At 60.3% G+C, this 15,550-nt stretch carries 15 protein-coding genes; 9 read left to right on the top strand and 6 right to left on the bottom strand.

Features of this window, described 5'->3' with window-relative positions:
* Positions 1 to 145: 145 nt before the first annotated feature.
* Genes FQ320_RS05165 through FQ320_RS05150 form a run of 4 tightly spaced genes read right to left on the bottom strand, consistent with a single transcriptional unit; the run spans position 146 to position 2,814 of the window.
* Positions 146 to 1,198, bottom strand: a complete 1,053-nt coding sequence (locus FQ320_RS05165; protein WP_148470531.1) for a MaoC family dehydratase — start codon at positions 1,196 to 1,198, stop codon at positions 146 to 148.
* Positions 1,195 to 1,407 (bottom strand): DUF1737 domain-containing protein, encoded by a 213-nt coding sequence (locus FQ320_RS05160; RefSeq protein WP_148470530.1) that lies wholly within the window; start codon positions 1,405 to 1,407, stop codon positions 1,195 to 1,197. Before FQ320_RS05160 ends, FQ320_RS05165 begins: the two co-directional genes overlap by 4 nt.
* Entirely contained in the window at positions 1,400 to 1,945 is a 546-nt protein-coding gene (locus FQ320_RS05155; RefSeq protein ID WP_148470529.1) for an NnrU family protein, read from the bottom strand. The genes FQ320_RS05160 and FQ320_RS05155 overlap by 8 nt, the downstream gene beginning before the upstream one ends.
* A complete protein-coding gene (locus FQ320_RS05150) occupies positions 1,942 to 2,814 on the bottom strand; it encodes a CoA ester lyase (RefSeq protein ID WP_148470528.1) in 873 nt (290 codons plus the stop codon). The genes FQ320_RS05155 and FQ320_RS05150 overlap by 4 nt, the downstream gene beginning before the upstream one ends.
* Positions 2,815 to 3,056: 242 nt before the next feature.
* Here FQ320_RS05150 and FQ320_RS05145 point away from each other — a divergent pair, with 242 nt between their 5' ends.
* Positions 3,057 to 3,383 (top strand): hypothetical protein, encoded by a 327-nt coding sequence (locus FQ320_RS05145; RefSeq protein ID WP_148470527.1) that lies wholly within the window; start codon positions 3,057 to 3,059, stop codon positions 3,381 to 3,383.
* Positions 3,384 to 3,419: 36 nt separating this feature from the next.
* Here the strand turns inward: FQ320_RS05145 and FQ320_RS05140 are convergent, their stop codons facing one another.
* Positions 3,420 to 4,172, bottom strand: a complete 753-nt coding sequence (locus FQ320_RS05140) for a sulfite exporter TauE/SafE family protein (protein ID WP_148470526.1) — start codon at positions 4,170 to 4,172, stop codon at positions 3,420 to 3,422.
* A 191-nt stretch (positions 4,173 to 4,363) separates the two neighbouring features.
* On the opposite strand from FQ320_RS05140, the gene mdh reads away from it, so the two are divergent.
* A complete protein-coding gene (mdh, locus tag FQ320_RS05135; RefSeq protein WP_148470525.1) occupies positions 4,364 to 5,326 on the top strand; it encodes a malate dehydrogenase in 963 nt (320 codons plus the stop codon).
* Positions 5,327 to 5,365: 39 nt separating this feature from the next.
* Here mdh and FQ320_RS05130 read toward each other — a convergent pair whose 3' ends face one another.
* Positions 5,366 to 6,421 carry a glycosyltransferase family 2 protein gene (locus FQ320_RS05130; RefSeq protein ID WP_148470524.1) on the bottom strand — a complete coding sequence of 352 codons (1,056 nt, stop codon included), beginning with the start codon at positions 6,419 to 6,421 and terminating at the stop codon, positions 5,366 to 5,368.
* A 195-nt stretch (positions 6,422 to 6,616) separates the two neighbouring features.
* On the opposite strand from FQ320_RS05130, the gene sucC reads away from it, so the two are divergent.
* From sucC to FQ320_RS05095, 7 genes are all read left to right on the top strand, one after another.
* Positions 6,617 to 7,810 carry an ADP-forming succinate--CoA ligase subunit beta gene (sucC, locus tag FQ320_RS05125; protein WP_148470523.1) on the top strand — a complete coding sequence of 398 codons (1,194 nt, stop codon included), beginning with the start codon at positions 6,617 to 6,619 and terminating at the stop codon, positions 7,808 to 7,810.
* 132 nt (positions 7,811 to 7,942) lie between these two features.
* Complete coding sequence (sucD, locus tag FQ320_RS05120) at positions 7,943 to 8,824, top strand: succinate--CoA ligase subunit alpha (protein ID WP_148470522.1); 882 nt, start codon at positions 7,943 to 7,945, stop codon at positions 8,822 to 8,824.
* Between the two features lie 72 nt (positions 8,825 to 8,896).
* Entirely contained in the window at positions 8,897 to 10,024 is a 1,128-nt protein-coding gene (locus FQ320_RS05115; RefSeq protein WP_148470521.1) for a hypothetical protein, read from the top strand.
* A gap of 40 nt (positions 10,025 to 10,064) precedes the next feature.
* The gene (locus tag FQ320_RS05110; protein WP_148470520.1) at positions 10,065 to 10,583 is read left to right on the top strand and encodes a DUF805 domain-containing protein; all 519 of its coding nucleotides are present in this window, start codon (positions 10,065 to 10,067) and stop codon (positions 10,581 to 10,583) included.
* Positions 10,580 to 13,543: a 2-oxoglutarate dehydrogenase E1 component gene (locus FQ320_RS05105; RefSeq protein WP_148470519.1), complete on the top strand. Its 2,964-nt coding sequence runs from the start codon at positions 10,580 to 10,582 to the stop codon at positions 13,541 to 13,543. The genes FQ320_RS05110 and FQ320_RS05105 overlap by 4 nt, the downstream gene beginning before the upstream one ends.
* 5 nt (positions 13,544 to 13,548) lie before the next feature.
* Positions 13,549 to 15,126 (top strand): 2-oxoglutarate dehydrogenase complex dihydrolipoyllysine-residue succinyltransferase, encoded by a 1,578-nt coding sequence (gene odhB / locus FQ320_RS05100; RefSeq protein ID WP_148470518.1) that lies wholly within the window; start codon positions 13,549 to 13,551, stop codon positions 15,124 to 15,126.
* A complete protein-coding gene (locus FQ320_RS05095) occupies positions 15,126 to 15,548 on the top strand; it encodes a hypothetical protein (RefSeq protein ID WP_148470517.1) in 423 nt (140 codons plus the stop codon). The genes odhB and FQ320_RS05095 overlap by 1 nt, the downstream gene beginning before the upstream one ends.
* The last annotated feature ends 2 nt before the right edge of the window (positions 15,549 to 15,550 follow it).

The raw sequence follows: 15,550 nt of genomic DNA, 5'->3' as shown, positions 1-15,550 counted from the left end.
GACCCGGAAGTCACGGGCATCCGTGCATTTTGTCGCATCTTTCAGCTGTCGTCCGTCCGTTTTTATCGGTTCGTGATCACAAAATCGAAAACGACAGCCCTGCGCTGCGGATTGTCAGGCGCGGCGTGCTGCGCGCGCAAACCGGTCATTCGGGCATCAGCGCCCAGTAATCCAGATCAAGCAGAACATGGGGAAGATACCGGCCATCCGCACCTTTCAGCCCGGCCCCCGGACCCTTGACTGCCACTGTGCGCAGGCGGATCGCGCCGACACCCGGCGCGTCGGTGGCGGCAGTCTCCAGAACCTCGGACCAGGCGCGCACCGTGTCGCCGGCGTGGCAGGGATTGGCATGCGCGCCACTATTCAGCGCCACCACGATCTGCGCATTGGCCAGCCCGTTGAACGACAGCGCCCGGGCCAGCGAAATCACATGCCCGCCATAGATCAGCCGCCCGCCATCCCGAGCAGTCGCATCGAAATGCACCTTGGCGGTGTTTTGCCACAGCCGGGTGGCCTGCATGTGTTCGGAGTCCTCGACCGTCACGCCATCGACATGATCGATCACCTCGCCCACTACATAATCGCGCAACCGGTGCGGCTCACCTGCCAGTGCGAAGTCATAATCGGTGAAGTCGAGCCCCTGAGGAACCACCAGATCACCGGGCGCCACCGCTGAGGCCAGCACGGGCAGCACCGGTTCCGGCGCCTCGCCCGGCGTCCGGCGTCGCACCATCACCCAGCGGACATAGGACAGCACCTGTTCATTGTGCTGATTCAACCCCGTCGTCCGCACCCATACGACACCGTTTTGCCCGTTCGAGTTCTGCTTCAGGCCGATCACCTGTGATTGCGCCCGCAGCGTGTCGCCGGGCCATACGGGCGCCAACCATCGCCCTTCGGCATAACCAAGGTTCGCGACAGCGTTCAGCGACACATCCGGCACCGTTTTGCCGAACACCACATGAAACGCGATCATGTCGTCCAGCGGTGACGCCGACAACCCGCAGGATTGTGCGAAGGGGTCCGACGAATACAGGGCATGCCGCGCGGGATAAAGCATGTGGTACAGCGCCCGCTCGCCCGCCTGCACAGTGCGCGGCACCGCATGGACGATGGTTTCACCGATCCTGTAATCCTCAAAGAACCGACCGGCGTTCGTCTTGCCGGAAGGCCCGCCAGAGGAAGGCGCAGTCGTCATTGGGCGCCCAGCTTCATATCCGGGTCATAGGGGCGATCGACCACCTTGGTCACCGCCTGCGCACAGCGCATCACCCCGTTCGCCGCATCAAACCCATAGGCAGGTGAGCCGTGCAGCATCCACCCCTTGGCCAGTGCCAGAGATATTTTGTGACAGAATTCCGATGTGTCGTCGCCGGTCAGCAGACGATAGATGACATGTTCAGCCAAAGGGGTTCACTCCCAACCAGAGGTGGATCAACGCGACGACGACAAACACCACCACTGTGGCGATGACCGCCGTAAACTCTTTCTTTACAGGCACATCATGGGCCGGGGTCCATGCGGGCTGAACCCGGTTCAACACGATCACCTCGGCCACGGCCCATGCCAGCAATCCACCGAACAGAAGAAAAGACGGCGTATCACCATTGACCAGCAGGTGCGCGATTGCCCAGACCTTGACAGCTGCCAGCTGCGGATGGCGCACATATTTTGTGATCCGGGTTTTCGCGCCGGAACTTGCAAACAGATAGAACGAAAGCAACATCAACAGGTTGTTGATGCCGGTCATAGCCGGGGACCGGCCCCAGAACATCGCGCCGTCAGCACCGCGATATCCGATCACCATCAGAACGATGGCAATGCCAGATCCGACGGCGACGATGGCCTTGCCCTTGTCGCCAAAACGCGCGCGGTGATCCGGCGCGATCCGCTTCCAGAAATGTGTGCCCGACCACAGGATCAGGCCAAAAAGAATCAGGATCATATGCGCTCCAGTGTTGCGATGGCTTCGGCCTTGGCCAGAGTCGCCCGTGCGGTGACGATATGCAAGTTCTCGACGATCCTTCCATCCAGTACGGCAACCCCCTGCCCCGCAGCCAGCGCGGCGTCATAGGCGGCGATCTGACGGCGGGCGAGATCGACCGCAACATCCGACGGCGCGAAGACATCATTTGCCACCGTCACCTGTGCCGGATGGATCAGGGTCTTGCCATCCATCCCCAGAGCGCGGCCCTGATCACATTCGGCACGCAGACCGGCCTCGTCCTTGAAAGCGTTATATACCCCGTCGACACAGGCAATTCCCGCAGCGCGCGCTGCCATCAGGCAGGTTTGCAGCGCCGTCATCATCGCCATCCGGTCATCGCCAGGGGCACAGCCGATCTCTTTGGCCAGGTCGTTGGTTCCCATGATGAACCCCGCCATGCGCGGCGCGCGGGCGATGGTGGCGGCGTTCAGCACACCTTCGCAGGTCTCCATCATCGCCCAGATGGCTGTGTCCGCGAACCCGTCAAGCGCCGCCATCCGGTCGCCCAGATCAGTGATGTCCTGCACGCAGTTCACTTTGGGCAGCAATATGGCTTCGGGTCGGGCAGCGGCGATTACAGCCAGATCGTCCGCCGCCCACTCTGTATCGAACCCGTTGATCCGCACCATGGTAACGCGTTGCCCATACCCCTGAGCCAGTGCGTTCAGAAGCGTGCCGCGCGCATCGGACTTGGCGTTCGGGGCTACCGCATCCTCAAGGTCAAAGATGATCGCATCGACGGGCAGATCGCGCGCCTTGTCCAGCGCGCGTGGGTTCGAACCGGGAATATAGAGCACTGATCGCAGAGGACACGCATCGCTGGACATATCAAAGTCTCCGTAATTTTCTTGCGCTTTTGTGCCCTCAAGCGAACGAACGCACAACCCTGCTTGCGCCGCAGTGCGGCAACTCCGGTCACTGGCGCAGCGAACGGTTGGTTAATCCGTCCTTGTCATGCTCACCGCAGTCTTCGCCACAGGTCGCGGTTGTGGTCGGGACAATTCCGGCTCGGCAGGCGACGCGGCAGGTTCGCGATTTCCGAGGACCGCGCAGAGGAAGGGATACCCTTATGAAACGGCATGTTTTGGCACTGTCATTCGGTCTTGGGGCGATGTTGCTGGCCACGCATCACGCCTTTGCCCAGCAGCCGGGCGAGCGTGGCTATTGCGCGCCCTACGCCGTTGTGGCCGAAAGGCTGGCCGGACAGTTTGGCGAAACCCGGCAGTCAATCGGGCTGAGTGGCGACAATCAGGTGGCCGAACTCTTCGCTTCGACCGAGTCCGGGACATGGACGATTGTCGTGTCGACGCCTGCGGGCCTGTCGTGCATCCTGGCCGCCGGGCAGGCGTTCGAAAATCTGGCCGAGCATCTGCCCCCGGCCGGCAATCCCGCCTGATCCGGGTCCTTAACCTTTGGTTCAGGGCAGCCCGTCTCACGTCAGGGCATCGAAGATCAGCTTCGAACCCGTGATCGTCAACAGGACATAAGTCACCGCAAAGAACAGTTTTTCCGAGATCCTGTGGTGCAACCAGACGCCGATGGAAACGCCGATGAACGCCATTGGGATCAGGAAAATATCGGCCCAAAGCACATCGGCGGTAAATATTCCCAATCCGGCATAAAACACCGCTTTGAACAGGTTGATCGCCGTGAACAGGATCACTGTCGTCGCCTGATACGTCGTCTTGTCCATACCCCGACTCAGCAGATAGACGGCAGCGGGTGGCCCGCCCGCATGGCTGATAAAACTGGTGATTCCCGACACACCGCCCCAGAAATATCCCGCGCCGGGTCCGGGGTTCGCCCGTTCGAACCTGAGATATCCGCGCGCACGGGCCAGTTGATAGGCGACAAATCCCAAGGCCACCAAACCGATCAACAGGCGCATGGCATCGGCGTTGGCGACAGAGTACAGCGCCGCCCCCAACACCACACCGGGCAATGCGCCGAACATCATCACCCGGGCCACCTGCCAGTCCCAGCGCCGCCAGAATGGGCGCAGGGCCGTCATGTCCATCACGATAAGCAGCGGCAACATCAGTCCAATCGCCTGTGCGGGTTCCAGAATCAGCGCCAGAAATGGTGCCGCCGCAAAGGCCGCGCCCGATCCGAATCCGCCTTTGCTGATTCCCGCGAACAGCACCGCCGGGATCGCGAGCGCGAAAAATGTGACGCTCAGTTCCATCCGCAATCCCTCGTTCTTGTTTTGATCGGCGCGAAATTCGCCCGCGCAAAAGCCCTATCTCCGCGAGAAATGGCATGCCAGCACCAATCCCGCACCCTGCCTGGCGGATGCCGCATCGCGGCAGGCTTGCACGGCTCGCATCAAATCGCTACCCAACCGGGCAAAGCCACACCAGATCGGAGACTATATCCATGGCCAGACCTAAAATCGCCCTTATCGGCGCCGGTCAGATCGGCGGAACGCTCGCCCATCTCGCCGCCATCAAGGAACTGGGCGACATCGTCCTGTTCGACATTGCCGAGGGCATCCCCCAGGGCAAGGCTCTGGACATCGCATCGTCCGGTCCGTCCGAGAAGTTCGACGCGGCGGTCACCGGCGCCAATGATTATGCCGATATCGCGGGCGCCGACGTTTGCATCGTCACCGCAGGTGTGCCGCGCAAACCGGGCATGAGCCGCGACGACCTGTTGGGCATCAACCTGAAAGTCATGAAGTCGGTCGGCGAAGGCATCGCCAAACACGCCCCGAACGCATTCGTCATCTGCATCACCAATCCGCTGGATGCGATGGTCTGGGCCCTGCGCGAGTTTTCTGGCCTGCCGCACAACATGGTCTGCGGCATGGCCGGTGTTCTCGATTCCGCCCGATTCCGGCATTTTCTGTCGCTTGAGTTCGGCGTCTCGATGAAAGACGTGTCGGCCTTTGTCCTTGGCGGCCACGGCGATACGATGGTTCCGCTGGTGCGCTACTCCACCGTCGGCGGCATCCCCCTGCCCGATCTGGTTTCGATGGGCTGGACGACGCAGGAAAAAATGGACGCTATCGTCCAGCGTACACGCGACGGCGGTGCCGAAATCGTCGGCCTGCTGAAAACCGGCAGCGCGTTCTATGCCCCTGCCACCAGCGCGATCGAAATGGCCGAAGCGTTCCTGAAGGATCAGAAACGCGTCCTGCCCTGTGCTGCCTGGGTCGATGGCGCGCTGGGTCTCAAGGGCATGTATGTCGGCGTTCCGACCGTGATCGGCGCGGGCGGTATCGAACGGGTGATCGACATCAAGATGAACAAAGATGAACAGGCGATGTTCGACAAATCAATCGAGGCGGTCAAAGGACTCGTCGAAGCCTGCAAGGGCATTGATTCCTCGCTGACGTAAAATACCGAAGGACGGCACCCGTGCAACCGGTGCCGTCCTTCAACCGCCCAATCGGCGGCCCAAATGGCGACGCAACTGAAACAGCCGCCCGCGCAGATCGTTGGCTATCCTTGTGGCCGCATTCAGATGCATCTGTGGCATCGGCGTCGCGTCAAAACCCGCGCATCCGAAATCTACGGTGATCCCGGGAAACGTCTTTGCCACGGCGGCACGCGGATCGAATGGCACGCGCATCAAAAGCTCCTTTACCTCCAGCGCCACCGCCTGTTCCGGATCAACAGTCTTGACCGACCGGTACAGTGCCGAGATTCGCGCCGGATCGCCCCGCGCTGCCGCCACCTCGGCCAGTTGCGCGCGCCGCCCGGGGGCCGGAAACGCCCGCCACCCGGCGTTCTGCGCGATCTTGCGCACCAGTTTTCCGGTATAATTCGCCTCGGTCATTCCGTCGAAATGCAGCAGCACCGGCGCCTCGATCAACCGTCCGACCGCCGCGCCACCGTCACGCCGCGCCGGTTCGTGCAGATCGATGTCCAGCGCCCGTCCGCAGCGCACGAACGCCTTGATTCGCCCGTTCGAACTCAGCCCCCAATCAAGAAACCGCAGCGCATCGCCGTAAACCGGCGCGATCTGGGCCTGACGCTCGGCGGTTACCAGCCGACGGAATGCGCCTTCAAACAGCGTCGACTCGGGCCTGTTGCGATCGCGCACACGTTCCAGCGGCCACAGACCAACATAATCCACCTCGTCCGGCATCGCTGCCACATTACGCAGGACCTGCGCGGCATCGGTCAGAAATTCGTCGGCATCCACATGCAGCAGCCAGTCGACCCTGCCCGCCTCGTAAACCCGCCGCGCATTGATCCGCTGGCGTTGTGGCGGGCTGGGTGGCAGGGCATGGCCGGCCTGTCGCCAGTTACGCGCCGTCTGCTGTATCACATGGACCCGCTCCAACGGTGCCAAAAGCGCGGCCAGCGCCGGATCGGGCGCATCGAGAAACAGATCGATCCGCGACGCGCCAAGTTCAAGGTAATGTGCGACAAAGGCCATCACCAATGGCGCAGGTTCACAAACCGTTGAAACGACCCCCCAACGCATCCTGTCCGACCCTTTTCTGTAGCGCGAATCACACGGGAACAGCCCGCATCCCGGCGGGTTGCGATTTTGTGATCACACCCCTCATCGCTGTGATCACAAATGCCGGTTATTATCTGCAAATCTCTCAAACCCGGTTCCAGTCATCGTTATCATGTGCGAAACAGGGGTCAACAGCAGCCATTGGAGGCAAGTTCTTTGAACATTCACGAATATCAGGCGAAAGCGCTCCTCAGGTCGTATGGCGCCCCGGTCAGCGACGGACGTGCCGTTTTGAAGGCCGAGGATGCCAAGACGGCAGCAAGCGAACTTGATGGGCCCCTCTGGGTCGTCAAGGCACAAATCCACGCCGGTGGACGCGGCAAAGGCCATTTCAAAGAGGCTGATGCAGGTGAAAAAGGCGGAGTGCGGTTGACGAAATCCGTCGCCGAAGCCGCCGAAGAGGCCAAGCGCATGCTGGGCCGGACCCTTGTCACCCACCAGACCGGTCCGGCGGGCAAGCAGGTCAACCGCATCTATATCGAAGACGGATCGGGCATCGAGACCGAGCTCTATCTCGCTCTGCTGGTGGATCGCCAGACCAGCCGTATTTCCTTTGTCTGCTCCACCGAGGGCGGCATGGATATTGAAGAAGTGGCCGCAAACACGCCGGATAAGATCGTGTCGTTCTCGGTCGATCCGGCCACTGGATATCAGGCGTTTCACGGGCGGCGCATCGCGTTTTCGCTGGGCCTGAAGGGTCAGCAGGTAAAGCAATGCGTGTCGCTGATGGGCATTCTTTATAAAGCCTTCACCGAAAAAGACATGGAGATGCTTGAGATCAACCCGCTGATCGTCACCGACAAGGGCGACCTGAAGGTGCTGGATGCCAAGGTGTCCTTCGACGGCAACGCAATGTATCGCCACCCCGACATCGCCGCCCTGCGCGACGAATCCGAGGAAGACCCGAAAGAACTCGCCGCCTCCAAGTACGACCTGAACTATATCGCGCTGGACGGTGAAATCGGCTGCATGGTCAACGGTGCAGGTCTGGCCATGGCGACCATGGACATCATCAAACTGTACGGTGCGGAACCTGCCAACTTTCTTGACGTGGGCGGCGGCGCGACCAAGGAAAAGGTGACCGAAGCCTTCAAGATCATCACCAGTGATCCGCAGGTCAAAGGCATCCTTGTCAACATCTTTGGCGGCATCATGCGCTGCGATGTGATCGCCGAAGGCGTGGTGTCGGCGGTGAAAGAGGTCGGTCTGAAAGTGCCGCTGGTTGTGCGTCTTGAGGGCACCAACGTCGAAGAAGGCAAGCGGATCATCAACGAGTCGGGTCTCGACGTGATTGCAGCAGACGACCTGCGCGACGGGGCCGAAAAGATCGTGAAGGCGGTGAAGGGATAAGCAGCGGATTGGCGCAAGCCGAATAAATGTCCGGTGGACCCTTCAGACCGCAAACGAGCGGGGTTCTGAGGGCCACCAGACCGCCCCTGTCTTCCCTCGTTCATTGACCCAACAGTCCATCAAGGAGCCGAAATGGCCATTCTCGTAGACGAAAACACCAAAGTCATCTGTCAGGGCTTCACCGGCAGTCAGGGCACGTTCCATTCTGAACAGGCCATCGCATATGGCACAAAAATGGTTGGCGGCGTGACCCCCGGCAAGGGCGGACAGGTGCACCTTGACCTGCCCGTGTTCAACTCGTGCCACGAAGCGGTGGCAAAGACCGGCGCGAACGCATCGGTCATCTATGTCCCACCGCCCTTTGCCGCCGATTCCATTCTGGAAGCCATCGACGCCGAAATCCCTTTGATCATCTGCATCACCGAAGGCATCCCGGTGCTGGACATGATGCGCGTCAAGCGGGCGCTCGCAGGCACGTCGTCGCGCCTGATCGGGCCAAATTGCCCCGGAGTGATTACGCCCGGTGCCTGCAAGATCGGCATCATGCCCGGCCACATCCACAAACGCGGCAGCGTCGGCGTTGTGTCCCGCTCGGGCACGCTGACCTATGAGGCGGTGAAACAGACCAGCGACAGCGGCCTGGGCCAGTCCACCGCAGTCGGCATTGGCGGCGATCCGATCAAGGGCACCGAACATATCGACGTGCTTGAAATGTTTCTGGCCGATCCGGAAACCCAAAGCATCATCATGATCGGTGAAATCGGCGGCTCGGCCGAAGAAGAAGCGGCGCAGTTCCTGGCGGACGAGCGCAAAAAGGGCCGCTGGAAGCCCACAGCCGGGTTCATTGCCGGACGCACAGCCCCTCCGGGCCGCCGCATGGGCCACGCCGGTGCCATCGTCGCGGGTGGCAAAGGCGGTGCCGAGGACAAGATCGAAGCGATGAAAGCCGCTGGAATCGTGGTGGCCGACAGCCCTGCGGGACTGGGCGAGGCGGTTTTGAAGGCGATTGGCTGAAATCTGTCGTCCGGGGGCCCGGTCCAGGCCCCCGGCTGACGCCTGACCGCGAGTTCCTCTGGAGAGAGTGCTATGAAGGCGATCATTCATATCGGTATGCCAAAAGCCGGATCGACAACGATTCAGGAGTGCCTCTGGGCGAACCGGGACACATTGCTTGAAAACGGCGTCGTCTATTCGCGCATGCGGCAGGGTCAGACCCCCAATCGCGAAATCTGGTATGCCGCGTTGCTTTTGTCAGGTGCCGATCTGGGCGCCCGTACTTATCGCTCACGCTTCGGACGCCACAATCCCGACGAGATCGCCGGCGTTGTGGAACAATACGCAAATCATCTTGATGAAACGGCAAAACGCGATGATTTGCGCTTGTATGTCGCATCCAGCGAACACCTTTACCACCTTGAACGGGACGGAGCGATCGAAGCACTGGATCGCTTCCTGCACGCGCGTTTTGATGAGGTGCACTATGTCGCCTATTTGCGATGTCGCGAAGATTTTCTTCTCAGCCGCTATTCCCAGCATCTTCGGTCGGGGGGGACACTGCAATTCGACCAGTATCTGGATGAACAGCTTACCGATGATTTCGCCGCTCCGGTTGATCGCTGGGTAAAGGCTGTGGGCGCTGATCGGATCACGCTTCGTCTGCTGGAACCCGACGCTCTGACCGGTGGCGATCTTGTCACCGACTTCCTGACGCTTCTAAATGTCCCTCCGACGAAGATGGTGCAGGTTCCCCGACAGAATGAGGCGTTTTCCGCGAAGGCCGCTGTTATCGCGCGCGCGGTGAACGAGGAACTGTCCCGCGATGGGGCGAACCAGATGGCGCGGCGTGCGATTCTGCGTCACGTCCGAATAAGCGGCCAGAGCGATCCGCGACTGACACTCAATCAAGACCAACGCGACAGGATTTGTGCGGCAACGTCAGACGCCAACGAAAAACTGCGTTTGGCGTTCTTTCCGGATCGGGATTTTCTGTTCACGCCTCGGGGCGACGGACAGGCTTCTTCATTGGCGAACACAGACCTTCCGGATGAGGCGACGGCACGCACGCTGGCGACGGACCTGATCGCCAAACTGCGGTCCGGTCAGATCCTGACCGCCAAGGGCCATCCGGCCCGGTTACGAAATCTCGCGAATAAGGGCGGCGGACGGATGCGCAAAACCGGGGGCGAGCGAAACACCATACGGGATGCGCAATGACCCGGACTGTTTCAACGCCCCACCATTTCGCGACCTTGCCATGACCTTCGTCACTGCCATTCGCACCTGCCTGCGGAAATACGTAACTTTTTCCGGACGGGCGTCGCGCAGCGAATACTGGTTTTTCGTGCTGTTCCTTGTCCTTGGCACAGTGGCGCTCGGCTTTTTCGACATGGCGCTGTTCGGCACGGAAATGATGGAAACCGGCCCCGGTCAAATGACGATGCAGTCCAACGGTCCGCTGGCTTCTCTGTTCGGACTGGCGACGATTTTGCCTGCCCTCTCGGCGGGATGGCGGCGGATGCATGACAGCGGGCGCTCGGGTTTTCATCTGCTTTATCCGCTGATCGTGATCGTTGGCATCATGGGTGCCATGTCGTTTTTCGGCGGACTTGGCCCGATGCACGGCGGCACTTCGGGGCCGATTGCCATGATCGTTCTTGTCCCCGCTTTTATCATTTTCGCCATATCACCGCTGCTGGTGCTGTGGTGGCTGACCCGGCCGAGCGAGCCGGGAACGAATTCCTACGGTGCAAACCCATACGAGGTGAACCCATGACCGACCAACCCTCCAATGACGTGTTCCACGCCTCCAGCTTTATGCAGGGGCACAATGCGGAATATCTTGAGCAGCTTTATGCCCGCTATGCCGACGATCCCAATGCTGTGGATGAAAGCTGGCGCGCGTTCTTCAAGGCGCTCGGCGATGACGCCGCCGACGCCAAAGCCGAGGCGGCAGGCCCATCATGGGCGCGCACCGATTGGCCGCCGCAGCCCAACGACGACCTGACAGCGGCGCTGGATGGCCAGTGGCCGGTGGCGCCCGTGGCCGAAACCCGTGCCGCCGGTCAGAAAATCGTGGCCAAGGCCGAAGAGCAGGGCGTGAAACTGTCCGACGACCAGATCAAGCGCGCCGTTCTCGACAGCATCCGCGCCCTGATGATCATCCGCGCCTATCGCATCCGCGGGCATCTGGCCGCCGATCTCGATCCGTTGAACTTCCGCGAAGAAACGCCCCACCCCGAGCTTGAGCCCGCATCCTATGGTTTCACTGAATCCGATCTGGATCGGCCGATCTTCATCGACAAGGTGCTGGGGCTTGAAATTGCCACGATGCGGGAGATCATCGACATCGTGCGGCGTACCTATTGCGGCACTTTCGCGCTGCAATACATGCATATTTCCGATCCGGAACAGTCTGCCTGGCTGAAGGAGCGGATTGAGGGTTACGGCAAGGAAATCGAGTTCACGAAGGAGGGCCGCAAGGCCATCCTGAACAAGCTGGTCGAGGCCGAAGGTTTCGAAAAGTTCCTGCATGTCAAATATATGGGCACCAAACGGTTCGGTCTGGACGGCGGCGAATCCCTGATCCCCGCGATGGAACAGATCATCAAGCGTGGCGGCAGTCTGGGCGTGTGCGACATCATCATCGGCATGCCCCACCGTGGCCGTCTCTCGGTGCTGGCCAACGTGATGCAGAAACCGTACCGGGCGATCTTCAACGAATTTCAGGGCGGCAGCTTCAAGCCCGAAGACGTCGACGGTTCGGGTGACGTGAAATATCACCTTGGCGCCTCGTCTGATCGCGAATTCGATGGCAATTCGGTTCACCTGTCGCTGACTGCGAACCCCAGCCACCTTGAGGCGGTAAACCCCGTCGTTCTGGGCAAGGCACGCGCGAAACAGGATCAGCTTGGCGATCCGGACCGCACCAAGGTTCTGCCGATCCTGCTGCACGGCGATGCGGCCTTTGCCGGTCAGGGCGTTGTGGCGGAATGTTTCGCCCTGTCGGGGCTGCGCGGGCACCGCACCGGCGGCACCATGCATATCGTCGTGAACAACCAGATCGGTTTCACTACGGCACCGCACTTCAGCCGCTCGTCGCCCTATCCCACCGACAACGCGCTGGTGGTCGAGGCACCGATCTTTCACGTCAACGGCGACGATCCCGAGGCGGTGGTGCATGCCGCCAAAGTCGCAACCGAATTTCGTCAGAAGTTCCACAAGGATGTCGTGCTCGACATCTTCTGCTATCGCCGCTTTGGCCATAACGAGGGGGATGAACCGATGTTCACCAACCCCCAGATGTATCAGAAGATCAAGAAACAAAAGACCACGCTGACCCTTTATACTGATCGGCTGATCGCGGATGGTCTGATCCCCGAGGGCGAGATCGAGGATGCCAAGGCGCAGTTTCAGGCGCATCTGAACGAAGAATTCGAGGCTGGAAAAGAATACCGCCCGAACAAGGCGGACTGGCTGGATGGCCGTTGGTCGCATCTGGACAAACAGGGCAAGAAATACCAGCGCGGCAAGACGGCGATCGACAAGAAGACATTCGATGACATCGGCCGCGCGCTGGTCTCGGTGCCTGACGGATTCGAGACGCACAAGACGGTGGATCGCCTGCTGGACGCCAAGAAACAGATGTTTGGCACGGGCGTCGGCTTTGACTGGGCGACGGGCGAGGCCCTCGCCTTGGGCTCCCTGATGACCGAGGGTTATAAGGTGCGCCTGTCAGGGCAGGATTCCACCCGCGGCACCTTTTCACAGCGTCATTCGGCCATCGTGCACCAACAGACCGAGGACCGGTATTACCCGCTGAACCACATCCGCGAGGGTCAGGCGAATTTCGAAGTCATCGACTCTGCACTGTCGGAATACGCGGTTCTGGGCTTTGAATACGGCTATTCGCTTGCCGAACCCAACGCCCTGACCCTGTGGGAAGCACAGTTCGGCGATTTCGCCAATGGTGCGCAGATCATGTTCGACCAGTTCATTTCGTCAGGCGAATCCAAATGGTTGCGCATGTCGGGTCTGGTTTGTCTGATGCCCCACGGATACGAAGGTCAGGGGCCGGAACACTCAAGCGCGCGTCTGGAACGGTTCTTGCAGATGTGCGGGCAGGACAACTGGATCGTTGCCAACTGCACCACACCGGCGAACTATTTCCACATCCTGCGTCGGCAGCTTCACCGCAGCTATCGCAAGCCGCTGATGCTGATGACTCCGAAATCGCTGTTGCGCCACAAGATGGCCGTCAGCCGCGCCGAAGAGTTTCAGACCGGCAGCAGCTTTCACCGGGTGCTGTGGGATGATGCGCAATACGGCAACTCGGACCTGATCCTGAAACCCGACGCCGAAATCAAGCGTGTCGTCATGTGCTCTGGCAAGGTCTACTATGATCTTCTGGAAAAGCGCGACGAGGCTGGGCTTGAAGATACCTATCTTTTGCGGATGGAACAGTTCTATCCCTTCCCCGCGAAATCCGTCGTCAAAGAGCTTGAGCGGTTCAAGGACGCCGAAATCATCTGGTGTCAGGAAGAACCCAAGAATCAGGGTGCCTGGTCGTTTATCGAACCCAATATCGAATGGGTATTGGGCCGTATCGGCGCAACCCGTGCCCGCCCCGTTTACGTTGGCCGCCCGGCCTCCGCCTCGCCCGCGACCGGTCTGGCAAGCCAACACAAAGCACAACAAACCACGCTGGTGAACGCCGCGCTGGGTCTGGAAGGATAAATATCATGGTAACCGAAGTCCGCGTACCCACCCTGGGCGAATCCGTCACCGAAGCCACTATCGCAACCTGGTTCAAGAAACCCGGCGACACAGTGGCTGTCGATGAAATGCTGTGCGAGTTGGAAACCGACAAGGTGACGGTCGAAGTGCCCTCGCCCGTGGCCGGAAAACTGGCCGAAGTGATCGCAGCCGAGGGTGAAACCGTCGGGGTTGATGCCCTGCTCGCCACAATAGCCGAGGCAGGCAACGCCGGCCCCGAAGAGGTGAAGCCGAAGGCCGACCCAGCGCCGAAGGCCGATCCCGCACCCAAGGCCGACGCGCCAAAAGAAGCGCCCGCCGAAGACCTCCAGACCGTCGACATCATGGTGCCTACCTTGGGCGAATCAGTGACCGAGGCGACGGTTTCGACCTGGTTCAAAAAGGAAGGCGACACTGTCGCCGCCGATGAAATGCTGTGCGAACTGGAAACCGACAAGGTCAGCGTCGAAGTCCCCGCCCCCGCAGCCGGAGTTCTGGGTAAGATCACCGCAGCCGAAGGCGAAACCGTGCAGGCAGGCGGCAAGCTCGCAGAAATGACCAGCGGCGGTCAGGGCAAACCCGCTTCGGTCGCCGAAGGCACCACCGAAAACCCGGATGATACGCAACAGACCAGTGACCAGGGCAAGAGCACTGCACCGGGTGATGTGGAAGACGCGCCCTCGGCCAAAAAGATGATGGCGGAAAAGGGTGTGAGCCGCGATTCGGTCACTGCCACGGGCAAGGACGGCCGCGTGATGAAGGAAGATGTGATCAAGGCGCTTTCCACAGTCGCCGCCGCGCCGACCGCAACCACCACGCCAAGCGCGACGGCTGCACCCCGCGCCCCCGTGGCTTCGGGAGATGAGGCGCGCGAGGAACGGGTGAAGATGACAAGGCTCAGGCAGACCATCGCCAAGCGCCTGAAGGAAAGCCAGAACACCGCCGCCATGCTGACCACCTATAACGAGGTGGACATGACCGAGGTCATGGAATTGCGCAACGAATACAAGGACCTGTTCCTGAAGAAACACGGCGTAAAACTGGGCTTCATGTCGTTCTTCACCAAGGCCTGCGTGCATGCCCTGCAAGAAGTGCCCGAGGTCAACGCCGAGATCGACGGCACCGATGTGGTCTATAAAAAGTTCGTCCACATGGGCATTGCGGCGGGCACCCCCTCTGGCCTTGTCGTGCCGGTGATCCGGGACGCCGACGCCATGTCCTTTGCCACGATCGAGAAAAGCATCGCCGAAATGGGTGCCAAGGCGCGCGACGGCAAGCTGACGATGGCCGAGATGCAGGGCGGCACCTTCACCATTTCGAACGGCGGCGTCTATGGCTCGCTGATGTCTTCGCCGATCCTGAACCCGCCGCAGTCGGGGATCCTTGGGATGCACAAAATCCAGGACCGCCCGATGGCGATCAACGGCAAGGTCAAAATTCGCCCGATGATGTATCTGGCGCTGAGCTATGACCACCGGATCGTCGACGGCAAAGGCGCGGTGACCTTCCTTGTCCGGGTGAAAGAGGCGCTGGAAGATCCGCGGCGGTTGCTGATGGATTTGTAATGACGAAGGATGTTGAAAACCATCGAGCCAACAGCGAGCTTGTCATCGCAGCAATTTTGTCGGCCCTGTGGGAAAGAGGGTTTCAGTCAGACGGGTTCCAGTTCGCGGACACCAAATTGGACCGCGAACTAAGTCATTACTATGATGCTTGTTTCCTCTGGCTCATCGATGAGGGACTGGTTCGTGTGGGAAATCACCAGCGTTATTCTAGTGGTGAGCCGATGGACGTCACGAGACCGGCGCTCACTGCAAAAGGCTTTGAGATTTTGGGTAGAGTGCATCCGGGAGACAAGCAAACAATTGGTTCAAAACTAGGTGAGACACTTAAGGCTGGCGGAAGAAGTGCAGGCCGTCAGGCCGTATCTGAGGTCGTAGGGCTTGGTATTGAGTTTGCAGCCAAATACTATGCTGGGAACTCTTGAGG

The organism is Oceaniovalibus sp. ACAM 378, from assembly GCF_008085915.1.
In the GTDB taxonomy this organism is placed as follows: Bacteria; Pseudomonadota; Alphaproteobacteria; order Rhodobacterales; family Rhodobacteraceae; genus Oceaniglobus.
Note: the sequence above shows the minus strand (reverse complement) of the source record. Positions and strands in the feature narration are given on the sequence as shown.